Source organism: Diaphorobacter sp. HDW4A (genome assembly GCF_011305995.1).
Taxonomy (GTDB): Bacteria; Pseudomonadota; Gammaproteobacteria; order Burkholderiales; family Burkholderiaceae_C; genus Diaphorobacter_A.
Genome location: NZ_CP049910.1, coordinates 1,660,173 through 1,679,115, shown reverse-complemented (window position 1 = coordinate 1,679,115; position 18,943 = coordinate 1,660,173). Strand labels below are relative to the sequence as shown.

Annotated in this window: 19 protein-coding genes; 8 read left to right on the top strand and 11 right to left on the bottom strand. The window is 62.7% G+C overall.

The genetic code is table 11. The features are described 5' to 3' along the window. The first annotated feature begins 34 nt into the window (after window positions 1–34). Together G7047_RS07520 and G7047_RS07515 are read left to right on the top strand one after the other, a co-directional pair. Window positions 35–856, top strand: coding sequence for an IclR family transcriptional regulator (locus G7047_RS07520; protein WP_166302990.1), 822 nt, complete (start codon window positions 35–37; stop codon window positions 854–856). A gap of 54 nt (window positions 857–910) precedes the next feature. Next, a complete protein-coding gene (locus G7047_RS07515) occupies window positions 911–2,599 on the top strand; it encodes a long-chain fatty acid--CoA ligase (RefSeq protein ID WP_166302987.1) in 1,689 nt (562 codons plus the stop codon). A gap of 40 nt (window positions 2,600–2,639) precedes the next feature. On the opposite strand, the gene G7047_RS07510 is transcribed toward G7047_RS07515, so the two are convergent. The 7 genes from G7047_RS07510 to G7047_RS07480 all read right to left on the bottom strand — a co-directional run bounded on the left by G7047_RS07510 (window position 2,640) and on the right by G7047_RS07480 (window position 9,628). After that, window positions 2,640–3,812 (bottom strand): ABC transporter substrate-binding protein, encoded by a 1,173-nt coding sequence (locus G7047_RS07510; RefSeq protein ID WP_166302984.1) that lies wholly within the window; start codon window positions 3,810–3,812, stop codon window positions 2,640–2,642. Between the two features lie 53 nt (window positions 3,813–3,865). Beyond that, window positions 3,866–4,573 carry an ABC transporter ATP-binding protein gene (locus tag G7047_RS07505; RefSeq protein WP_166302981.1) on the bottom strand — a complete coding sequence of 236 codons (708 nt, stop codon included), beginning with the start codon at window positions 4,571–4,573 and terminating at the stop codon, window positions 3,866–3,868. Then, the gene (locus tag G7047_RS07500; protein WP_166302978.1) at window positions 4,560–5,324 is read right to left on the bottom strand and encodes an ABC transporter ATP-binding protein; all 765 of its coding nucleotides are present in this window, start codon (window positions 5,322–5,324) and stop codon (window positions 4,560–4,562) included. The genes G7047_RS07505 and G7047_RS07500 overlap by 14 nt, the downstream gene beginning before the upstream one ends. After that, entirely contained in the window at window positions 5,311–6,285 is a 975-nt protein-coding gene (locus G7047_RS07495) for a branched-chain amino acid ABC transporter permease (RefSeq protein WP_166302975.1), read from the bottom strand. The genes G7047_RS07500 and G7047_RS07495 overlap by 14 nt, the downstream gene beginning before the upstream one ends. Window position 6,286: 1 nt before the next feature. Beyond that, complete coding sequence (locus G7047_RS07490; RefSeq protein WP_166302972.1) at window positions 6,287–7,153, bottom strand: branched-chain amino acid ABC transporter permease; 867 nt, start codon at window positions 7,151–7,153, stop codon at window positions 6,287–6,289. A 428-nt stretch (window positions 7,154–7,581) separates the two neighbouring features. Next, complete coding sequence (locus G7047_RS07485; RefSeq protein WP_166302969.1) at window positions 7,582–7,920, bottom strand: P-II family nitrogen regulator; 339 nt, start codon at window positions 7,918–7,920, stop codon at window positions 7,582–7,584. Window positions 7,921–7,975: 55 nt separating this feature from the next. Then, the gene (locus G7047_RS07480; protein ID WP_166302966.1) at window positions 7,976–9,628 is read right to left on the bottom strand and encodes an NAD+ synthase; all 1,653 of its coding nucleotides are present in this window, start codon (window positions 9,626–9,628) and stop codon (window positions 7,976–7,978) included. Window positions 9,629–9,983: 355 nt separating this feature from the next. Between G7047_RS07480 and G7047_RS07475 the strand changes: the two genes are divergently transcribed. Beyond that, window positions 9,984–11,177 (top strand): GNAT family N-acetyltransferase, encoded by a 1,194-nt coding sequence (locus tag G7047_RS07475; RefSeq protein WP_166311936.1) that lies wholly within the window; start codon window positions 9,984–9,986, stop codon window positions 11,175–11,177. 158 nt (window positions 11,178–11,335) lie between these two features. Here G7047_RS07475 and G7047_RS07470 read toward each other — a convergent pair whose 3' ends face one another. The 3 genes from G7047_RS07470 to G7047_RS07460 form a co-directional block, all read right to left on the bottom strand. Then, window positions 11,336–11,878, bottom strand: a complete 543-nt coding sequence (locus tag G7047_RS07470; RefSeq protein WP_166302963.1) for a chemotaxis protein CheW — start codon at window positions 11,876–11,878, stop codon at window positions 11,336–11,338. Window positions 11,879–12,222: 344 nt separating this feature from the next. Next, window positions 12,223–12,762 carry an inorganic diphosphatase gene (ppa, locus tag G7047_RS07465; RefSeq protein ID WP_166302960.1) on the bottom strand — a complete coding sequence of 180 codons (540 nt, stop codon included), beginning with the start codon at window positions 12,760–12,762 and terminating at the stop codon, window positions 12,223–12,225. Window positions 12,763–12,916: 154 nt separating this feature from the next. Next, the gene (locus tag G7047_RS07460; RefSeq protein WP_166302957.1) at window positions 12,917–13,441 is read right to left on the bottom strand and encodes a DUF962 domain-containing protein; all 525 of its coding nucleotides are present in this window, start codon (window positions 13,439–13,441) and stop codon (window positions 12,917–12,919) included. A 197-nt stretch (window positions 13,442–13,638) separates the two neighbouring features. Here G7047_RS07460 and G7047_RS07455 point away from each other — a divergent pair, with 197 nt between their 5' ends. After that, a complete protein-coding gene (locus tag G7047_RS07455; protein ID WP_166302954.1) occupies window positions 13,639–14,196 on the top strand; it encodes a DUF2889 domain-containing protein in 558 nt (185 codons plus the stop codon). A gap of 14 nt (window positions 14,197–14,210) precedes the next feature. Here the strand turns inward: G7047_RS07455 and G7047_RS07450 are convergent, their stop codons facing one another. Continuing rightward, window positions 14,211–15,053, bottom strand: coding sequence for a type IV pili methyl-accepting chemotaxis transducer N-terminal domain-containing protein (locus G7047_RS07450; protein WP_166302951.1), 843 nt, complete (start codon window positions 15,051–15,053; stop codon window positions 14,211–14,213). Window positions 15,054–15,215: 162 nt separating this feature from the next. Between G7047_RS07450 and moaA the strand changes: the two genes are divergently transcribed. The 4 genes from moaA to glp are packed head-to-tail and all read left to right on the top strand — an operon-like array spanning window position 15,216 to window position 18,911. Continuing rightward, window positions 15,216–16,358 carry a GTP 3',8-cyclase MoaA gene (gene moaA, locus G7047_RS07445; RefSeq protein WP_166302948.1) on the top strand — a complete coding sequence of 381 codons (1,143 nt, stop codon included), beginning with the start codon at window positions 15,216–15,218 and terminating at the stop codon, window positions 16,356–16,358. Window positions 16,359–16,386: 28 nt separating this feature from the next. Further along, window positions 16,387–17,049 (top strand): molybdenum cofactor guanylyltransferase MobA, encoded by a 663-nt coding sequence (mobA, locus tag G7047_RS07440; protein WP_205904832.1) that lies wholly within the window; start codon window positions 16,387–16,389, stop codon window positions 17,047–17,049. A 2-nt stretch (window positions 17,050–17,051) separates the two neighbouring features. Then, window positions 17,052–17,609, top strand: coding sequence for a GNAT family N-acetyltransferase (locus G7047_RS07435; protein ID WP_240939401.1), 558 nt, complete (start codon window positions 17,052–17,054; stop codon window positions 17,607–17,609). Beyond that, window positions 17,610–18,911, top strand: a complete 1,302-nt coding sequence (glp, locus tag G7047_RS07430) for a gephyrin-like molybdotransferase Glp (RefSeq protein ID WP_166302942.1) — start codon at window positions 17,610–17,612, stop codon at window positions 18,909–18,911. Window positions 18,912–18,943 lie beyond the last annotated feature (32 nt).

Sequence of the window (18,943 nt, the reverse complement as noted above, 5' to 3'; positions counted from 1 at the left end):
ACCGAACAAACGCATCGCATGGAGACCAGCCGCTATGCCGCAACCGACCAGCCACTCGGAGCACACCGTTGACGCACAATCCGACCGCCGATATGTCACCGCGCTCTCTCGTGGACTTGAGCTGCTGTCGTGCTTTCGCTCCGGCGACAAACTACTCGGCAACCACGACATCGCCAGGCGCTGCCAGCTTCCCAAATCCACAGTATCGCGCCTGACCTACACGCTGACGGCCTTGGGCTATCTGCGCTACGTACCGCGCGAGAACAAATATCGATTGGGCTCCGCCAGCCTCGCGCTCGGCAGCGCCATGCTGTTTGGCCTGGCCGTCCGGCAACAGGCCCGGCCGCTGATGCAGCGACTGGCCGCATTCACGCAGTCTGAGGTCGCACTGGCCACGCGCGACCGGCACACGATGATCTACATCGAGCATTGCCCCAGCCCGAAGCCTCATCCCCGCGCGCAGACGCTGGAGACAGGCGCTCGTGTGCCACTGGCGACCACAGCCATTGGCCGCGCCTGGCTCGCTGCGTGCCCGGCACATGAGCGCAACGAGGCCATCGCCTATCTGCAAAACCATGCAACCGCGCAGTGGCAATCGCTGAATCACGCACAAGCGGATGAGCGTACGGCAGGCGGCGAAGCAGCGCAGTCCATCGTCAGCCATTCATTCGGCGACTGGATGCCACAGGTAAACGGAATCGCCGTGGCTTTCGATCCGGGGCGCGGCCTTCCGTTGATGGCAATGAGCTGCGGCGGCCCCCACCATGACCTGCCGCCCAGCGTGCTGATCGACCGCGCCCAACCCGAGCTGCTGCGCGTCGTGCAACGCCTGCAAAGCCGCTTCCGTCAGCCGTGATACCGTGCGAACACACGAGCACCAGAACCAATCAATCTCGACGGAGACAAGCCCATGTCGGATCGCCACTTCGCTCATTGGCCCGCGCATCTGGAACGCCATCTCGAGGTTCCCGAACAGCATTTGGCAACGCTCATTGAAGCCTCCGCCGAGCGGTATCCAGACAAGCCCGCCATGGTGTTCTACGACTCGGCCATCACCTATGCGCAGTTGATGGACGATGTCGAGCGCATGGCCGGTCACCTGCAACACGCGTGCGGCGTGAACCGCGGAGATCGCGTGCTGCTGTTCATGCAGAACAGCCCACAGTTCGTGATCGGCTACCACGCCATCCTCCGCGCCGACGCCGTGGTCGTACCCGTCAATCCGATGAACCTCACCGAAGAGCTCAGGCACTATGTGAGCGATGCTGGCGCACGCACCATCATCCTGTCGCAAGACCTGCTCACGCAGGCGCTGCCACTGCTGGATGCCGATGCGCCTGAACTGCTTCACCATGCCGTGGTGGCGACCTACAGCGACTACCTGAGCCGCGCAACGGATCTGAACATTCCGACCTTCTTAACCGAAAGCAAGCGACCCGGCCTCCACCCCAGCGCAAGCGCATGGACCGATGCGCTTGCCGCCAACCGCAGGCCCAGCCCATGCACCGCCAGCCCCGATGAACTGGCCGTCATGCCCTACACATCAGGCACCACGGGGCAGCCCAAGGGCTGCATACACACCCATCGCAGTGTGATGTACAACACGGTAGCCAGCGCCCGCTGGATGGATACGAGGCCGAACGCCGTCGTGCTCTCGGTGATGCCGATGTTCCACGTCACCGGCATGGAAGGAGGCATGAACACCATTCTGCATCTCGGTGCCACGATGGTCATTCTTCCGCGTTGGGACCACGAGGTGGCCGCGCAGCTCATAGAGCGTTACCGGGTGACCAGCACACTCTTGATCGTCTCAATGGTGGTGGACCTGCTCGCAAGCCCGCGCCTCGACGAATTTGACCTCTGCAGCCTACAGCGCCTGAGCGGCGGCGGCGCGGCCATGCCCGAGGCGGTGGCCGCGCGCCTCAAGTCGCTCTGCGGCATAGACTACATCGAGGGCTACGGCATGACCGAGACCATGGCGGCCACGCACATCAACCCACCGTCAAGACCGCTCAAGCAATGCCTCGGCATTCCGATCTTCGACGTCGACGCCCGCGTGGTCGATCCCGACACGCTGCAGGAACTGCCACCGGGCGAGACCGGCGAAATCATCGTGCACGGCCCACAGATCATGCAGGGCTACTGGCGTCAGCCCGAGGCCACCGCGCGCGCCTTCGTCACCGTGCAGGGCAAGCGCTTTCTGCGCACCGGCGATCTCGCGCGAACCGACGAGGACGGCTACTTCCATCTCGTCGACCGGCTCAAGCGGATGATCAATGCCTCGGGTTACAAGGTCTGGCCCGCCGAGGTGGAAGCGCTGATCTATGCCCACCCCGCGATCCAAGAGGTCTGCGTGATCGGATCGCGCGATGCGCGGCGCGGCGAAACCGTGAAGGCCGTCGTGGTGCTGCGCGACGCGTTCAAGGGACAGGTCGAAGAGCAGGACATCATCGACTGGAGCCGGGAACACATGGCCGCGTACAAGAGCCCGCGACTCGTGCAGTTCGTGGATAGGCTGCCGAAATCCGGCACCGGCAAGGTGCAATGGCGGGCACTGCAAGAACAGGAATTCGTGCCGAATCAAACGCCCGCAGCCTGATTCGACATGCCAACTTTGCTGCAGCCGCCCCGCGCCGCTGTCAGTTCACGGCACTCATCGCCGTCAGCTTGCCGTTCTGGATCGCCACGTTGCGCTGTGTCGTGATGTTGTTGCCCAGCGCGTCCACTCCCGTCACGATGCCAGGGTTCACGTCCGGTGGAAGCAGCTTGTAGGCCTCGCCATACTTCGCGCGGATAGCCTTGGTGTCGCTCGTGGATCCGGCGAGCTGCATGGCCTTGGCCAAGGCATACACGGCGACATAGTTCCACTGCGCTTCCGAGCCAGGGATCTTGCCGGGGTGGAGCTTCTTGTATCGCTCCACGAAGGCACCGCTGCGGCCATCCTCGGTCACCGGCGCCACGCCGATGGCCCCCTCAAGCAACGCATAGTCACCCCCGAGCACACGCGCCATTTCGTCGAGCTTGGCCTGATCCATCACTACAAAGCCGCCCTTGAACCCCATCTCGCGGGCTTGCTTGATGACCAGCGCCGTGGGCTCGGACGCACCGCCCACCAGCAGCACGTCGGGTTTGGCGGCGAGCGCCTTGCTCACGCCGCTGTAGAAATCGGCGGAACGGTTGTAGCTCATGGGGTTCTCCACCACCACGGTGCCGCCGAGTTTTTCCCAGCCGGACTTGAAGGCCGCAGCCCAGGCCTTGGCGTAGTCGTAATCGGCACCGACCAGCGCCGCCTTCTTGCCGAAGCGCTGCATGACGTATCGCGAATATGGCGCGATGTAAGTCGTGAAGTCGGGCGGAATGCGCACCGTGAGCTTGTTGCCGCGCCCGGTGATCTGCGGCACCGAGCTGTAGGCGAGCACGATGAAGTTGCTGCGCTCATTGCTGGTCTGCAGCGCAAAGATGCCACCCGAATGCGGCACCAGAATCGCGGGCGTCTTGTACTGCTGCACCAGACGCTGCGCGTTGACGCCGGTGTCCGCTGGGTTGTAGCGATCATCGAGCGGCACGATCTCTAGCCGAGTCTTCTTGCCCGCCACCTCGAAATTCGACGCATTGATTTCCATGGCCGCCATCTGCATGCCATCGAGCGCGTTCTTTCCATATTGCGCCGCACCGCCCGAGAGCGGGCCGCTGAAGCCAATCTTCACCACGTCCTGCGCCCATGCACAGGATGCCAGCAGTGCGGCGCATGTCGCGATGATCGAGGCCCTCCCGGTGGGCGCGGGCAAACGCAGGCAAATTGTTGATGTCATGGAAGCCTCCCTCTTTCGTTTCGAATTGGAACTCTGTGCGCAGCGCCTTCAAATCAGACGCCGATGTATGCCTTGCGGATGGAATCGTCAGCGAGCATGTCGGCGGGTTTTCCTTCGCGCACGATCCGGCCGCTTTCCATCACATAGGCCCGATGAGCGATCTTCAAAGCCGCATAGGCGTTCTGCTCGGCCAGCAGTACGGTGGTTCCTGCCTGATTAATCTTCCGGATGATTCCGAACATCTGCTGAATGACGAGTGGCGCAAGACCCAGCGATGGCTCGTCGAGCAGCAGCACTTCGGGCCGACTCATGAGCGCACGGCCGATAGCGACCATCTGCTGCTGGCCACCCGACAGCGATTCGGCGGGATCATGCTGCTTGTCCTTGAGGATGGGAAAGAGCTCAAACACCTGCTCCAGCAACTGCCTGCCGGGCTCGGGATCGTGGCGGTGCACATAGGCACCAAGCTCAAGGTTCTTGCGCACGCTCATCTGGCCAAACAGCTTGCGCCCCTCGGGGCATTGCACCAGCCCGGACTGCACGATGGCAGACGGCTTCTTTCCCTGCAGCTCCTGCCCCTTCCACGATATTGAACCAGCCGATGCAGGAACCAACCCGCTCGCCGTCAGAAACAATGAACTCTTGCCTGCCCCATTGGCCCCCAGCAACACGACCAGTTCACCCATCCGGGCATTCAGACTGACACGGTCCAGAGCCTGAAAGCCGCCGTATTTCAGTGATACACGCTCAAACTTCAGCATGCTCGCTCCCCAGATAGGCATCGATCACGGCCGGGTCGCGACGGATCTCTTCGGGCGTTCCCTCCGCGATGCGCATGCCGTAGCTCAGCACCATGATCTTGTCGGCCAAGCTCATGATCATTCCCATCTTGTGCTCGATCAGCGCCACCGTGATGCCGTGGCGCACCAGCCTGCGGATCAGCTCGGCGAGGCCGCCCGTCTCTTCCGGATTCACCCCACCTGCGGGTTCGTCGAGGAGCATCAGCTGCGGCGTGGTGGTCAAAGCGAGTGCGATGGCGACGCGCTTGCGCTGCTCCTGTGTGATGTCGCCCGCGAGCCTGTGGCTGATGTTCGAGAGCCCCACGAAATCGAGCGCATCACGCGCCTCTTCGCGACAGATGCGTTCCTCGTCCTGCAGGCGGTGAGAACCCCAGAGCACATCCCACAGATTGGAACGGGTGCGCAGTCGATGCCCAACGATGAGGTTGTCGAGCACGCTGGCCTTGTCGAACAGCGCCGTGCTCTGGAAGGTTCGCGCCAGCCCGAGCTGCGCGACCTGATCAGGCCTGAGCGTGGTGACATCCTTTCCATTGAACAGAATGCGTCCACTGCTGGGCTGGTGCATGGCACTGATGAGGTTGAAGAACGTGGTCTTGCCCGCGCCGTTGGGCCCGATGATGGCGTTGACTTTGCCAGCCTCAATTGTGGTGGTGACATCGTTGATCGCGGCGAGCCCGCCGAATCTTTTCGTCAACGACTCAACTCTCAGCATGCGACCTCCCCCGCCTGAATTGCCAACGCAGCCGCCCGACAGAAAGGCTTCCTACCAGACCCTGCGGCACATGCAACACCAGCAGGATCAGAATCGGGCCAAACACCATGAACCGGTATTCCTGCAGAAACTGCAGAGACTGGGTTAGCCACGACATGCCGACCGCGCCCAGCACCGGACCCGCCACCGTTCCAATGCCGCCGACGATCATGTAGATCATCATGTCGAAGGTCAGATTCACGCTGGCGGCATCCGGGCTGATGAAGCGCGCGAACCCGGCGTATAGCCCGCCCGCCATGCCCGCATAGAACACGCTGAGCGTAAAGGCCAGCAGTTTGGTACGCATCCGCTGGATGCCTATGGCCTCTGCGAGCTCCTCGCTGTTGCGCAGCGCAATGAACGCTCGGCCCAGCAGCGAGTTGACGATGCGCCGCTTGGCCCAGATGGCCGCAGCCAGAAACGCGAGGGTCAGGTAATACTGGGCAGCGAGGCCGTCAAAATGGATCGGCCCGATGGACTCGGGCGCGGGTATGCCCATGAGGCCCACCGTGCCGTGGGTGAGGCTCTCCCACTTCTCGATCACAAGAAAAATGATGTAGCCCACGCAAAGCGTGAAGATCGAGAAGAAATGCCCTTGCAACCGCAGCGAAACGAGGCCGACGAACCAGCCCAGCACGGCGCTTGTCACCCCGGCCACCGGCAGCGCACACCAGAACCACCAGCCGTGATCCACGGAAAGAATGCCCACCGTGTACGCGCCGATGGCCATGAAGCTGGCATGCGCCAAATTGAGCTGGCCGGCGTAGCCTGTGATCAGATTCAGTCCGAGCGTGGCGATGGCGAAGATGAAGGCCGTCGCCATCACCGTGAGGTGGTAGTCATTCGCCGCGACCAACGGAAACAGCAGCGCGGCCAGCCCCGGCAGCAGCCAACCCCGGGCTCCATCAGACAAGAGTCGCATCTCAGCGCCCCCTACCCGGAAACAGCCCCTGCGGGCGCACCGAGAGAATCAGCACCAGCAACGCGAAGGCCACGATGTCCTTGTAGTCGGTGGACACGTAGTACGCCCCCAGGCTCTCCGCGAACCCGATGATCTGCCCGCCGATGATCGCGCCAGGAACGCTGCCCATGCCGCCGAGAATGATGATGACGAAGGCCTTGGTGATGACCAGATAGCCCATCGCCGGGTACACGAGATTCACAGGCGCATAGAGCACCGACGCAATCGCTGCGAGAACGCCCGAGATCGCGAAGGTCATCATCGCCACGCGGTTCGCGTCTACGCCAATCAGCGATGCGCCATCGCGGTTCTGGGCCATCACGATGATGGTCGAGCCGGTGAGCGTACGCGTCAGAAACCAGTGCATCGCCACCATCAGCATCAGCGCCGCGGCGACGATCAACAGCCTCTGCGCCGACATCGAGATGCCATCGGTCAGCTCGACCACGCCCGCATACGGCGTTGGCATGCGCTGAAAATCCGCGCCCCAGATCGCCTGTGCCGAGGCTTCGAGAAACAGCATGATGCCCACGGCGGCGATCATGGGGTGGATGCCCGAGGCATTGCGCAACCGGCTGAATACCAGCCGCTCGCTCGTCACCGCGAGCAGCGCCACCACGCCAGCCGCCACCATCATCGCAACCCAGTAGCCCGTGCCCCAAGCGTTCATTGCATGAAAGGCGACGAAGGCTCCGACCATGTAGAGCGCGCCGTGCGCGAAGTTGGGAACATGCAGGATGCCGTAGACCAGCGTCAGCCCCAGCGCGACCAAACCGTAGATGCCGCCCAGCGTGAACCCGTTGAGTACCTGCTGAAGAAACATCAACATGGCCCACCCTCCGACCGATGAGCGCGCGGAATAACTGCGATTGAATCGCGACTTGAGATGAGGTTCATCGTCCACTCCTGAATTGATCCCGTGCGCAGACCATGTGCGCTGGTTCAATTCAGTCTAGGAGTGGCGATTCGGGTGTTTCCATGGGGCGGTTCCGCTGTGCGGCACGCACAGGACAAACCCCTAGCAGACTGACCCGTCTTGCTGACGCAATCGGGATGGGCGTGTTTCTAAACACTTCCAGTCAATCAATCATGCAGGCGCGCATTGCACGCACCACTCAAGCCAGTTACTCACGGCACACAAAACTGGCGCGACCCAAGCGAGGGCAGCCGCGCAAGGGCCGCCCCGCCGCGCTGGCTGCGTCCCCCTCCCGCGAAGCGAGAGAGGGGGAAGGCGCGAAGCGACTCAGGGGGTGTTACTCAAACAGCCGCATCGTCCAAGTCGCCAGTGCGGATGCGGATCACGCGCTCGACCTCGGTCACGAAGATCTTGCCGTCGCCGATCTTGCCAGTGCGGGCCGCGTTCACGATGGCGTCCACGCAGCGGTCCACATCTTCCGCGCGCACAACGACTTCAACCTTCACCTTGGGCAGAAAGTCCACCACGTACTCCGCGCCGCGATACAGCTCGGTGTGGCCCTTCTGGCGACCAAAGCCCTTGACCTCGGTGACCGTGAGGCCCGTGACACCGCAATCGGCCAGCGCTTCGCGGACCTCTTCCAGCTTGAACGGCTTGATGACGGCGGTGATCATTTTCATGGCGGAGACTCCTGATGATTATTCAAAAACGGTCCAGACCCGACGAGCGTGCTCGTCAGGCCCGGAATTTATTGGTGATGGGATAGCGCCAGTCCTTGCCGAAGCTGCGTCGCGTCACGCGCACGCCGACCGGCGCCTGACGACGCTTGTACTCGTTGATCTTAATGAGTCGCGTGACCCGGTCGACATCGGCCGACACAAAACCCGCAGAGACAATGTCGGCAATCGGTTCGTCGCGCTCCATGTAGCGCTCGACGATGGCGTCCAGCACCTCGTAAGGCGGCAGGCTGTCCTGATCCTTCTGGTCGGGGCGCAACTCAGCGCTCGGGGGACGGGTGATGATGCGGTCGGGAATCGGATTGGCGCCCTTGCCGAACGGATTGTTCTCATTGCGCCAGCGGGCCAGGGCGAAAACGCGCGTCTTGAGCACGTCCTTGATCACGGCAAAGCCGCCCGCCATGTCGCCATAGAGCGTGCAGTAGCCAGTCGCCATCTCGCTCTTGTTGCCAGTGGTCAGCACCACCGAGCCGAACTTGTTGGACAGCGCCATCAGCAGCGTGCCGCGAATGCGCGCCTGCAGGTTCTCTTCAGTCGTGTCTTCGGGCAGACCCGCAAAATCGTGCGCCAGCGCCGCCTTGAAGGCCTCGAACTGCGGCGCGATGGCGATTTCCTCGTACTGCACGTTCAGGCGCGCGGCCATGTCGCGCGCGTCGATCCAGCTGATGTCGGCCGTGTAGGGCGACGGCATCATCACCGTGCGGACCTTGTCCGCGCCCAGCGCGTCGACGGCAATCGCCAGCACCAGCGCGGAATCGATTCCACCCGACAGCCCCAGCAGCACGCTGGGGAAACCATTCTTGCCGATGTAGTCGCGCACGCCGGTGACAAGCGCGGCCCAGAGTTCGGCTTCCCAGCCCAGCACCGGAGCCATCTCGCCGGCCAGCGTGATCTTGCAGCCCTGCCCCTGCACCTCCACACTCGCCAATAATTCGGCAAACGCGGGGGCGCGCATGGCGACTTCGCCATCGGCGTTCAGCGCGAACGAAGCGCCTTCGAACACAACCTCGTCCTGCCCACCCACCAGATGTGCATAGACCAGCGGCAAGCCGGTCTCGGCCACGCGGGCACGCATGGCGTCCTCGCGCTCTACGCCCTTGCCCATGTGGAACGGCGAGGCGTTGATGCAGGCGATCAGCTCGGCACCCGCAGCCGCGGCGGAGCGCGCCGGTTCGGGGAACCAGGCGTCCTCGCAGATCAGCAGGCCGATGCGCACACCGTCTACCTCGAACACACAGGTGTCGTTGCCGGGAACGAAGTAGCGCTGCTCGTCGAACACCTCGTAATTGGGCAGCCGCTGCTTGGCGTAGGTCTGCTCGATGCGACCATTGCGGATCACGCTGGCCGCGTTGTAGCAGCGGCGGCCGTGCTCGCCGGGAATACCCTGGGGGTGGCCCACCACCAACGCGAGCCCGGTCAGGTCGGCCGTGGCGGCCGCGATCTCGACCAGACCCTGCTCACAGGCGGACAGGAAAGCGGGCCGCAGATACAGATCTTCGGCGGCATAGGCGCTGAGCGCCAGCTCCGGCGTGAGCAGCAGGCGCGAACCTGCCGCATGCGCCTCGCGCGCGGCTTCGATGATTTTGCGGGCGTTGCCCTGAATGTCGCCCACAACGAAGTTGAGCTGGGCAATGCTGATGGGGAATGGCATGGTGCGAGCGAAAAAGACTGCGGGCAATTATGTCATTGAGCCTTCATCCTCGCGGGCAAGCGCGAAAAAGCCGCAGCGGGCGCGTTGCGCAAACGGCTTGCAAAAGCGTCTCAGTTGTCCCCACCCTCATTGGACAGTTGTGTGGGCAAGTTGAAGAGCACTTTGTATGCGACGCATAAGTGCATGATTTACAAGAAAATTTAAATAGCCACTTAAAAAAGCAGGCAGCATCCGTGCTGCTGCGATTGCCTCACAGTCGATTGTTTCTTCCCCCTCGGCTTTCGAGGGCGGGCGGTTTGCGCGATCATCGGTGCTCACAACGAATCCAACCGAACACGCCGCCATCTTGCCCGCCATCCCGCCGCCCGACACCTCCGCATCCAACGAAGACCCGGCCTACGCGCTGGAACTGCTGAACTCCGCGCACCTGGTCGATGCGTCGCAATGGGACCAGTTGCTCGCCGCGCAGAGCCAGCCCACGCCCTTCATGCGCCACGCCTATCTCGCGGCGATGGAGACCAGCGAAAGCGCCTGCGCCGACACTGGTTGGACGCCCGTTTTCTGCCTCCTGAAAAAGAACGGCGTGCTCGAAGCCGCCTGCGCGCTCTACGCCAAGAACCACTCCTACGGCGAATACGTGTTCGACTGGGCCTGGGCCGACGCCTACCAGCGCCACGGCCTGCAGTACTACCCCAAGGGCGTACTCGCCGTGCCCTTCACCCCCGTACCGGGCAGCCGCCTGCTGGCCAAGAACGAGCGAGTGCGTACCCTGCTGCTGAACGGCGTGATCGACTGGGCGCGCGAGGCCGGGCTGTCGTCCATCCACATGCTGTTCGCGGCCGACGAGGATCTGCGCGCTGCCCAGGACCTCGGGCTGATGCTGCGCCACACGGTGCAGTTCCACTGGCACAACCGCCATCCGCAGACCGATGCGCCCTTCAACTCGTTCGACGAATTTCTCGCGTCACTCAATCAGGAAAAGCGCAAGAAGATCCGCCAGGAACGCAGGCGGGTGCACGACGCCGGGGTGACTTTCGACATCATCGAAGGCAAGAACATCGGCGACGCCGACTGGGATTTCTTCTACGCCTGCTACGAGCGCACCTATCTTGAGCACGGCAACGCGCCTTATCTGACGCGGGCGTTCTTCGAGCACATGCAGCGCGACATGCCTGAGAACTGGGTGCTCTTCGTCGCCAACCAGAACGGCCGCCGCATCGCCGCAAGCCTGATCGCCGTGCAGTACTCAGTGGCCTACGGCCGCTACTGGGGCGCGCTAGAGCGCGTGGACAACCTGCATTTCGAGACCTGCTACTACCAGCCGCTCGAATGGTGCATCGCCCGAGGCGTCCAGCGCTTTGAAGGCGGCGCTCAGGGGCAGCACAAGATGGCCCGGGCGCTCATGCCGGTGCAAACCAGTAGCGCCCACTGGCTCGCCCACCCGGGCTTCGCCGAGGCGGTGGAGCGTTTTCTGGAACGTGAAGGCCAAGGCATCGCGCAGTACATGGACGAGCTGCACGAGCGCAGCCCGTTCAAGCAGCCGAATTGAGAGAAAATGCCCCCCTGAGTCGCTTCGCGCCTTCCCCCCTCTCTCGCTTCGCGGGAGTGGGACGCAGCCAACGCAGCGGGGCGGCCCTTAGCCAGCCTGCCCTCGCCTGGGCCGCGCCAAATTCATGCGCCATGGGTAACTGATCAGAGGATCAGGGTTCAGAAGGCCTTAGCCCCTTCCGGCACCACCGCGCGCGCCTGCTGGAGCAGGCCCATCTCCGTCGGGCTCAGCAGCGCGGCGATGTCCACTACGATCAGCATCTGCCCGTCCACCTGTGCCATCCCGCGCACATAGGTCGTATCCACCACGCCCTGAAACTGCGGCGCAGGCTTGATTGCATCGTCCTGTAGCGCCACCACATCGGCCACTGCATCCACCACCGCGCCGAGCAGCATGTCCTCTACCCTGAGCACGATCACCACCGTGAACTCGTTGTAGCTCGCATCCGCGCAGCGCAGCTTCATGCGCAGATCCACCACGGGAACGATCACCCCACGCAGCTGAATCACCCCCTTGATGAACTCCGGCGCATGCGCCATACGCGTCGGCGGCTCATACGATCGGATCTCCTGCACGCACAGAATGTCGATCCCATAGACCTCCTCGCCCAGACGGAACGTCAAATACTTCGACACCGGCGCGCTCGGCACCTGCACCGCACGACGCGACGAACTGGAACGCAGAGAAGAAATAGGCAACATGGGCAGTGTCCGCAAATGAATGCTGAATGTTACTAGCTACAGAAACAAATCAGCAATAGCCCCCCCAACACCACTCTCCCCGCATTCAAACCAACGGGCCAATGAAGCGAGCAGGGCGCCCGATCAACCACCCCAACGGTAAGACAGGCCCTCAGACTAGGCGTCGAAGCCGCAGATCAGTACTCTCGTACGGCAAGGCTTCACAACGACGCATGAGAGCCTGTCTTACCGCCCCAAAACGACCAACCCATCGAAGCCCAAAGGCTTCGCAGAACAAAAAAAGAAAAGCCCACTCGAACAAACGAATGGGCTTCGATCAGGAAACAAATTCCTGAAAAAGAAATTTAAGCCTTCTTGGACTTTTCGTAGTTGGCTACTCCGTCGGTCAGCTCTTTGTGGGCTTCATCCATACCACCCCAACCCAGAATCTTGACCCACTTGCCCGCTTCCAGATCCTTGTAATGAGCAAAGAAATGCTCAATCGCCTTCAGCTTGATCTCGGGCACGTCGCCCAGAGTCTTGATGTTGGCGTATTCCTTGAGAATCTTGGCGGTGGGCACGGCCAAGACCTTGCCGTCCATGCCAGCTTCGTCTTCCATCTTCAGGATGCCGAGAGCGCGGCAAGGCACGACCACGCCTGGGGGCAACTTGTAGGGGGTCATGACCAGCACGTCCACCGGGTCGCCGTCGCCCGACAGCGTCTGGGGCACGTAGCCGTAGTTGGCGGGGTAGAACATGGCGGCCGTCATGAAGCGGTCGACAAAAATGCAGCCGGATTCCTTGTCCACTTCGTACTTGATAGGATCGGATTCCATGGGAATCTCGATCACGACGTTGAAGGCTTCGGGCAGGCTCTTGCCAGCGGGGACGTTGTTCAGGGACATGGTCGTCTCAACAGTTTGAGTGAATTGGGGAATTTCTGAGTTTTGCCCGGCCCGACAGCCAACCAACAGTCAATGCCGTCAAGCGGGAAACCGCCCATTTTAAGACCAAGCCCCTTGCGTGTAACTTTCGAACGCGTTTTTGCGGCTCCGGCCCTCAGGAAACCGAGCCACCCACGCGTCGGTGCACCGGCCCCGCTCCCTGCTCCACCGCCAGTCGGACGTCATTGCGCATTCCGAGCGCAAAACCCACTTCGGCAAGGACGAATAGCGGCCCGATGGCCAGACCGATCACATCGTCCACAAAGGCTGGCTTGCGACCCTCGAAATAGTGGCCGACGAGCTGGATCACCCAACCCACTACGAACAGACCTATCCCCGACATCAGCCAGAAAACCGTCGTTTGTGCGGCGCCCCATTGCCCGACGGCCAACATCGCAGCAATCACCAGCGCCATGCAAACCCCATAGCGCAGATCGAGCAGAAAATAGAACACGCAAACCGCCATCCCCACCGCGAAGGCCGCCGTCAGCGGCAGTCCGCCAAGCACCAGCACCGGACGCGACAGCAAAATCACCACGGCCAGCATGATCATCGGCACGCCGACAAGGTGCGTCTGGATATTGCGCGGATCACGGTGATATTCGGCGTATTGCGTGAGCTGGGCGTTCAGGCTTCTCATGGCGATGTCTCCTGCGGCGAACTCGGGCTCTTCCTTGCGAGAAGAACCGAGGTGACAGCAAAAATTTTGCTGCTCCCGCACAATGAGGCAAGTCTTGCGACAGCGCAATCCCGTCCAGCCATGATGGACCGCTTACTCCAGAGCCACCCACGCCGGTGCCTGAAACTCAAAGAACAACTGCCCCGATACGCACAAAAATGCCCTTGTCCCCACCCGCTCCCCGTACCGCCAGACATGTCCGCCGCGTCACCTATCAGGGATACGAACGCGAGGACGGCCTCTGGGACATAGAGGGAGAACTCCACGACAGCAAGGCCGAGGACACGCCTTTCATCCGTGACCCCAGCATCATTCGCCGCGCTGGCCAGCCGATCCACCATATGTGGCTGCGCGTGACCGTCAACCGCCAGCTCGTCGTGCAAGCCATCGAAGCCACCATGGACGCCCACCCGCTTGGAGGTTGCCCCGAGGCGCTGGCGTCGCTGCAATCCATGGTCGGCTGCAGCATGTCGCGTGGCTGGCGCAAGGCCATCCAGACGAATCTGGGCGGCATCGCCGGCTGCACCCACATCCGCGAGCTGCTGTTCAACTTGGCCACCGCCGCCTTCCAGACCATGCCTGCCGTCTTCAGCAGCGTGGGCGACGAGCCACCACGCCACCTGAACCAGTGCACCGGCTGGAGCTTCAATGGCGACGGTGTGAAAGAGTACTTCCCGCAGTTCTACGGACGCAACTCCAGCGCTGCAGTGGAGTGAAACGGCGCAACCGATCAACCGATCACTGACTGCAGCGCCGTCTCGTAGAGACCCGTCAGTTCATCGGTCAGCTGCAGCAACCGCTCGCTGGTGGTTGCTACGTCTTCTAGGCCGCGCGCATCAGGCTGGCGCTTGATCGCGGCGTCAAAGAACACGAACTGCGCCTGGCCCAGTTCCAATGCCATACGAATGTGCGTGGTGGTGATCGGCGCGTCGGCCAACTGCTTGAGGGAGACTTGGAACAGCCCCAGATCGCCCGCCATCTGTTCGCGCACCTCACGGGAGTCAAAACCTGCGGCAATCAGCGTGTAGTTCTTGGCCACCCGCTGGGACAGCATGCGCTGTCGACCAGCCACGTTCACGAGACGCGCGGTCTGGGACTGGGTGAGTTTCTCGAATGCCTCCGTGGCCGTGTTGGCCTGCATGAGCATCTGGTTGGACTGCAGAGATACGGCGAGAAAGCCATCCTTGCTCACCGGAGTCTCCACCATCGCATCAAGCTTGGCCGCGCTCGCATGCACATCGGCTATGTAACGCCCAACCTCCTTGGGCCAACTCTGTCGCTCCAGCTCCGCGAGTCCCGCCTGTACCTGTTGGCGCGTCTGCTGCAAGACCTCACGGGTCCGCTCGGGAAGCGTCTTCAGATATAGTTGCCCGTATGCTTTTGCCATGCGCTGCGACAGCGCGCGAAGCTTGGCCGTCCGGTTGATGGCCGTGGCAATCGCCATGCGCTCTTGAGCCGTCAACGAAACAGCGGCTGGCGCACACATGGCCATGACCAGCAGGCGCACAGCGGTTCTGCGACTATTGCTGCAGCAGACAATCGGCGCGATCAGGGTGGTGTCAATATCGTTCATGAAGCGAATTTTGCGCAAGGACAAACCCTTGAGTCCTGCCCAAGCACACATCACCTGATCCTTATTAACGAATGTGCGATATTGGCGGTACGCGCTCCAGAAATTGAAGAAATTCAAGGCTCCCGCGCAAAGGCAGTTGTAGAAAACATAAAAAATACCCACATGGCAGAACGCGTCATTCCCATCGTCGATCAGCGCAAAGGCGCCTTGCCCGCCGTCGTGCCCGAAGGCGCGGCGACGGTCGTTGGCGCGCAGCTCGTCGACACCCACCAACGGCCTCTGCGGGATCTGCGCATCAGCGTCACCGACCGCTGCAACTTCCGCTGCTCCTACTGCATGCCCAAGGATGTGTTCAACAAGGACTATCCGTACCTGCCGCACAGCGCCCTGCTGAGCTTCGAGGAAATCACGCGTCTGGCGAGTCAGTTTCTGCGCCTTGGCGTGCGCAAGATCCGCCTGACGGGCGGCGAGCCGCTTCTGCGTAAGCACATCGAGCGCCTGGTCGCCCAGCTCGCCGACCTGCGCACGCTGGACGGCAAAGTGCCCGATCTCACACTCACCACCAACGGCTCGCTGCTCGCGCGCAAGGCGCAGGTGCTGCGCGACGCGGGGCTCTCGCGTGTCACCGTCAGCCTCGACAGTCTCGACGACGCGATCTTTCGCGGCATGAACGATATGGACTTCCCGGTCGCGGAGGTGCTCTCGGGCATCGAGGCGGCGCAGAAAGTGGGTTTAGAGCACATCAAGGTGAACATGGTCGTCAAGCGCGGCACCAATGACCACGAAATCCTGCCGATGGCACGGCATTTCCGGGGCTCCGGCATCACGCTGCGCTTCATCGAATACATGGACGTGGGCTCCACCAACGGCTGGCGCATGGACGAGGTTCTGCCCTCGGATGACGTGATCCGTCTGCTGCAGAGCGAGTTTCCACTGGTGCCGCTGGCTGCCAGCTCGCAAGGCGAGACAGCCCGCCGCTGGGGCTATGCCGATGCGAACGGCAGGCATGATCCCTCGCAGGGCGAGGTAGGCGTGATCAGTAGCGTCACCCACGCTTTCTGCGGCGACTGCAACCGTGCGCGGCTTTCCACCGAGGGCCAACTCTATCTGTGCCTCTTCGCCGAGCAGGGCTACGACCTGCGCAGTCTGCTGCGCGGCACTGCGACGGACGATGAACTCGCCGCCGCCATCGCGAACATCTGGCAGGGCCGCCGCGACCGCTATTCCGAACTGCGGGCCAGCCTCCCGCCCGACTCGGGCGAACCTACCAAGCGCCGCGTGGAAATGAGCTACATCGGCGGCTAAACTTCCTTCATTTCAGAAGGACGTCACCATTTCCGATCGCCAACACTCCATCGAGATCAGCCGCGTCACCGGTCTCGTCCTTGCGGGCGGCCGGGGCACGCGCTTTGGCGGCGTGGACAAGGGGTTGCAGCCGTTTCTCGGCCAGCCGCTGGCACGCCGCGCGCTCGACCGGCTCGCGCCGCAGGTGGGCACCGTTGCCGTCAGCGCCAATCGCCATATCGATGAATACGCCCACTGGGGCGTACCTGTCTGGAGCGATTCTATGGTCGACTACCCCGGCCCGCTCGCAGGCATGCTCAGCGGGTTGGAGCAATGCCAGACCGACTGGCTGCTGACCGTCCCCTGCGATTCGCCGCTGTTTCCGCTGGACTTGGCCGAACGCCTGAGCGCTCACGCAGCCGCCGACAACAGCCTCGTTGCCTTCGCCGCCGCTCCCGAAATCGACGTGAGCGGCCAGCGCACGCTGCGCCCCCAGCCCGTCTTCTGTCTGCTGCATCGCGATCTGCGGGACAACCTCGCGCAATACCTCGCCTCCGGCTCGCACCGCGTCATGCACTGGCTGATGGCGCAGCCGCACAGCCAAGTGGCGTTCGACCTGCCGTGCGATGACCCCAAAGCCTTCTCCAACACCAACACACCGGAAGACCTGCAACGGCTTGAATTGGCACTGAACACCAAGCCCACCAAGTGACTATGAAACTTGAAGCCATCCCCATCCGCATCGCTCTGCTCCAGGCCGCCGACGCACCCGCCTACAAGGTGCTGCGCGACGCCTCCTTGTTGCGCACCCCTGAGGCGTTCTCGACCGACTACGCCACGGCGGTCACCCGCCCACCGGCCGTGTATTCGGCGCTGTTTTCGCAGCCCGAACATGGCATGTTCTATCTGGGTGCATTCACCAAAGACGGGCAACTGGTGGGCAGCATCGGCTTCTCGCGCGAGCAGCCGCGCTCCAAGCGCCATATCGGACATATCAATGCAGTCATGATCGATGTCAATTTCGAGCATCGTGGAATCGCGCGACAATTATTGGAAGCCTGCATCGCCCATGCACAAAGAATTGAAGGACTCGAAATGCTCGAACTCGGCGTGACCGCCAGCAGCGAGCGCGCCGTTCGCCTCTATGAACGTGCGGGCTTCCAGCCCTTTGGCAGAATGCCGCGCGCCGTCGTGATCGACGGTGTGGGCTACGACCACCTGCTGATGCTGCGCGCCCTGCCCGGTTGCCCCTCACTGAATGTGTCCGACTGAATGACCTCCCTCTCCACCATCGCCGCCAGCATCGCCCATTCCCACGGAAATGGCAGGAGCGACATGCACGTCGATGCGGTGCGCGACTTTCTCGCGCAGATGATCACGCCGATCACTGACTCCGAACCCGTGGACCTGCTGGCCACGCTCGGTCGCGTCGTCGCGGGTGACGTGATCTCGCCGGTCAGCGTACCGCCGCATGACAACTCCGCCATGGACGGCTTCGCATTTGATGGCGCCCAGCTGCGCGCGGGCGAGCCGCTACTCCTGCGCTGCGTCGCCACCGCGCTGGCCGGGCATGCCTGCTCGGGCATCGTTGCACCCGGCGAATGCGTGCGCATCATGACCGGCGCCGTCATGCCGCAGGGGCTGGACACGGTCGTGCCAATCGAACTGACGTCCACCTCGGACGATGGCCGCATCCAGATTCCAGCCGACGCCGTTCGCGCCGGTGCGAATCGCCGCCGCAAGGGCGAGGACCTCATGCAGGGCGGCATCGCTCTGGCCGATGGTGAACTCGTCACGCCCGCCGCGCTCGGCCTGCTGGCCAGTTTGGGGCTTTGCAAAATCAATGTGCGCCGCCGCCTGCGCTTGGCCTACTTTTCCACCGGCGACGAAATCCTCAAGCCCGGCGAGCCACCATGCGAAGGAGCCGTCTACGACAGCAACCGCTACACCCTGTTCGGCCTGCTGACCCGTCTCGGCATCGAGGTGATCGACCTCGGCACGGTGCGTGACGAGCCCACGCTGATCGAGGCCACCTTCCGCGAGGCCGCGAGCCGCGCCGACGCCATCATCACCAGCGGCGGCGTGAGCGGCGGGGACGCAGACCACACCAAGGCCATGATGCAGCGGCTCGGCGATGTCGCGTTCTGGCGTATCGCGATGCGCCCCGGTCGACCGATGGCGGTCGGCTGGTTGAACCGCGACACCGCAATCGGCGGTCAGCGCTGTCTGCTTTTTGGCCTGCCTGGCAATCCCGTTGCGGCGATGGTCACCTTTCTCGCGTTCGTGCGCCCGGCCTTGCGGCAGATGATGGGCTGCACCCGCGCCGAACCGCCGCGCCTGCGGGCCGTCTGCACCGAAACCCTGCGCAAGCGACCCGGCCGTACCGAGTTTCAGCGCGGCATCGTCAGCCGCGCGGCCGATGGAATGCTCGTGGTGCGGACCACCGGCAATCAGGGCTCGGGCATGCTGAGCTCCATGGTGCATGGCAACGGCCTGATCGTGCTCGGGCATGACCAAGCCAGCATGCAGCCCGGCGACACAGTGGAAGTGATGATGTTTGAAGGCGTGATCTGACGCGAAAAATCGCTCCTCGCCCCAGAAAGCTC

What these genes read in the sequence shown, in the direction of transcription:
- G7047_RS07520 (WP_166302990.1), top strand. Translation starts at nt 35, where the DNA reads ATGCCGCAACCGACCAGCCACTCGGAGCACACCGTTGACGCACAATCC.
- G7047_RS07515 (WP_166302987.1), top strand. Translation starts at nt 911, where the DNA reads ATGTCGGATCGCCACTTCGCTCATTGGCCCGCGCATCTGGAACGCCAT.
- G7047_RS07510 (WP_166302984.1), bottom strand. Translation starts at nt 3,812, where the DNA reads ATGACATCAACAATTTGCCTGCGTTTGCCCGCGCCCACCGGGAGGGCC.
- G7047_RS07505 (WP_166302981.1), bottom strand. Translation starts at nt 4,573, where the DNA reads ATGCTGAAGTTTGAGCGTGTATCACTGAAATACGGCGGCTTTCAGGCT.
- G7047_RS07500 (WP_166302978.1), bottom strand. Translation starts at nt 5,324, where the DNA reads ATGCTGAGAGTTGAGTCGTTGACGAAAAGATTCGGCGGGCTCGCCGCG.
- G7047_RS07495 (WP_166302975.1), bottom strand. Translation starts at nt 6,285, where the DNA reads ATGCGACTCTTGTCTGATGGAGCCCGGGGTTGGCTGCTGCCGGGGCTG.
- G7047_RS07490 (WP_166302972.1), bottom strand. Translation starts at nt 7,153, where the DNA reads ATGTTGATGTTTCTTCAGCAGGTACTCAACGGGTTCACGCTGGGCGGC.
- G7047_RS07485 (WP_166302969.1), bottom strand. Translation starts at nt 7,920, where the DNA reads ATGAAAATGATCACCGCCGTCATCAAGCCGTTCAAGCTGGAAGAGGTC.
- G7047_RS07480 (WP_166302966.1), bottom strand. Translation starts at nt 9,628, where the DNA reads ATGCCATTCCCCATCAGCATTGCCCAGCTCAACTTCGTTGTGGGCGAC.
- G7047_RS07470 (WP_166302963.1), bottom strand. Translation starts at nt 11,878, where the DNA reads ATGTTGCCTATTTCTTCTCTGCGTTCCAGTTCGTCGCGTCGTGCGGTG.
- ppa (WP_166302960.1), bottom strand. Translation starts at nt 12,762, where the DNA reads ATGTCCCTGAACAACGTCCCCGCTGGCAAGAGCCTGCCCGAAGCCTTC.
- G7047_RS07460 (WP_166302957.1), bottom strand. Translation starts at nt 13,441, where the DNA reads ATGAGAAGCCTGAACGCCCAGCTCACGCAATACGCCGAATATCACCGT.
- G7047_RS07455 (WP_166302954.1), top strand. Translation starts at nt 13,639, where the DNA reads ATGCCCTTGTCCCCACCCGCTCCCCGTACCGCCAGACATGTCCGCCGC.
- G7047_RS07450 (WP_166302951.1), bottom strand. Translation starts at nt 15,053, where the DNA reads ATGAACGATATTGACACCACCCTGATCGCGCCGATTGTCTGCTGCAGC.
- moaA (WP_166302948.1), top strand. Translation starts at nt 15,216, where the DNA reads ATGGCAGAACGCGTCATTCCCATCGTCGATCAGCGCAAAGGCGCCTTG.
- G7047_RS07435 (WP_240939401.1), top strand. Translation starts at nt 17,052, where the DNA reads ATGAAACTTGAAGCCATCCCCATCCGCATCGCTCTGCTCCAGGCCGCC.
- glp (WP_166302942.1), top strand. Translation starts at nt 17,610, where the DNA reads ATGACCTCCCTCTCCACCATCGCCGCCAGCATCGCCCATTCCCACGGA.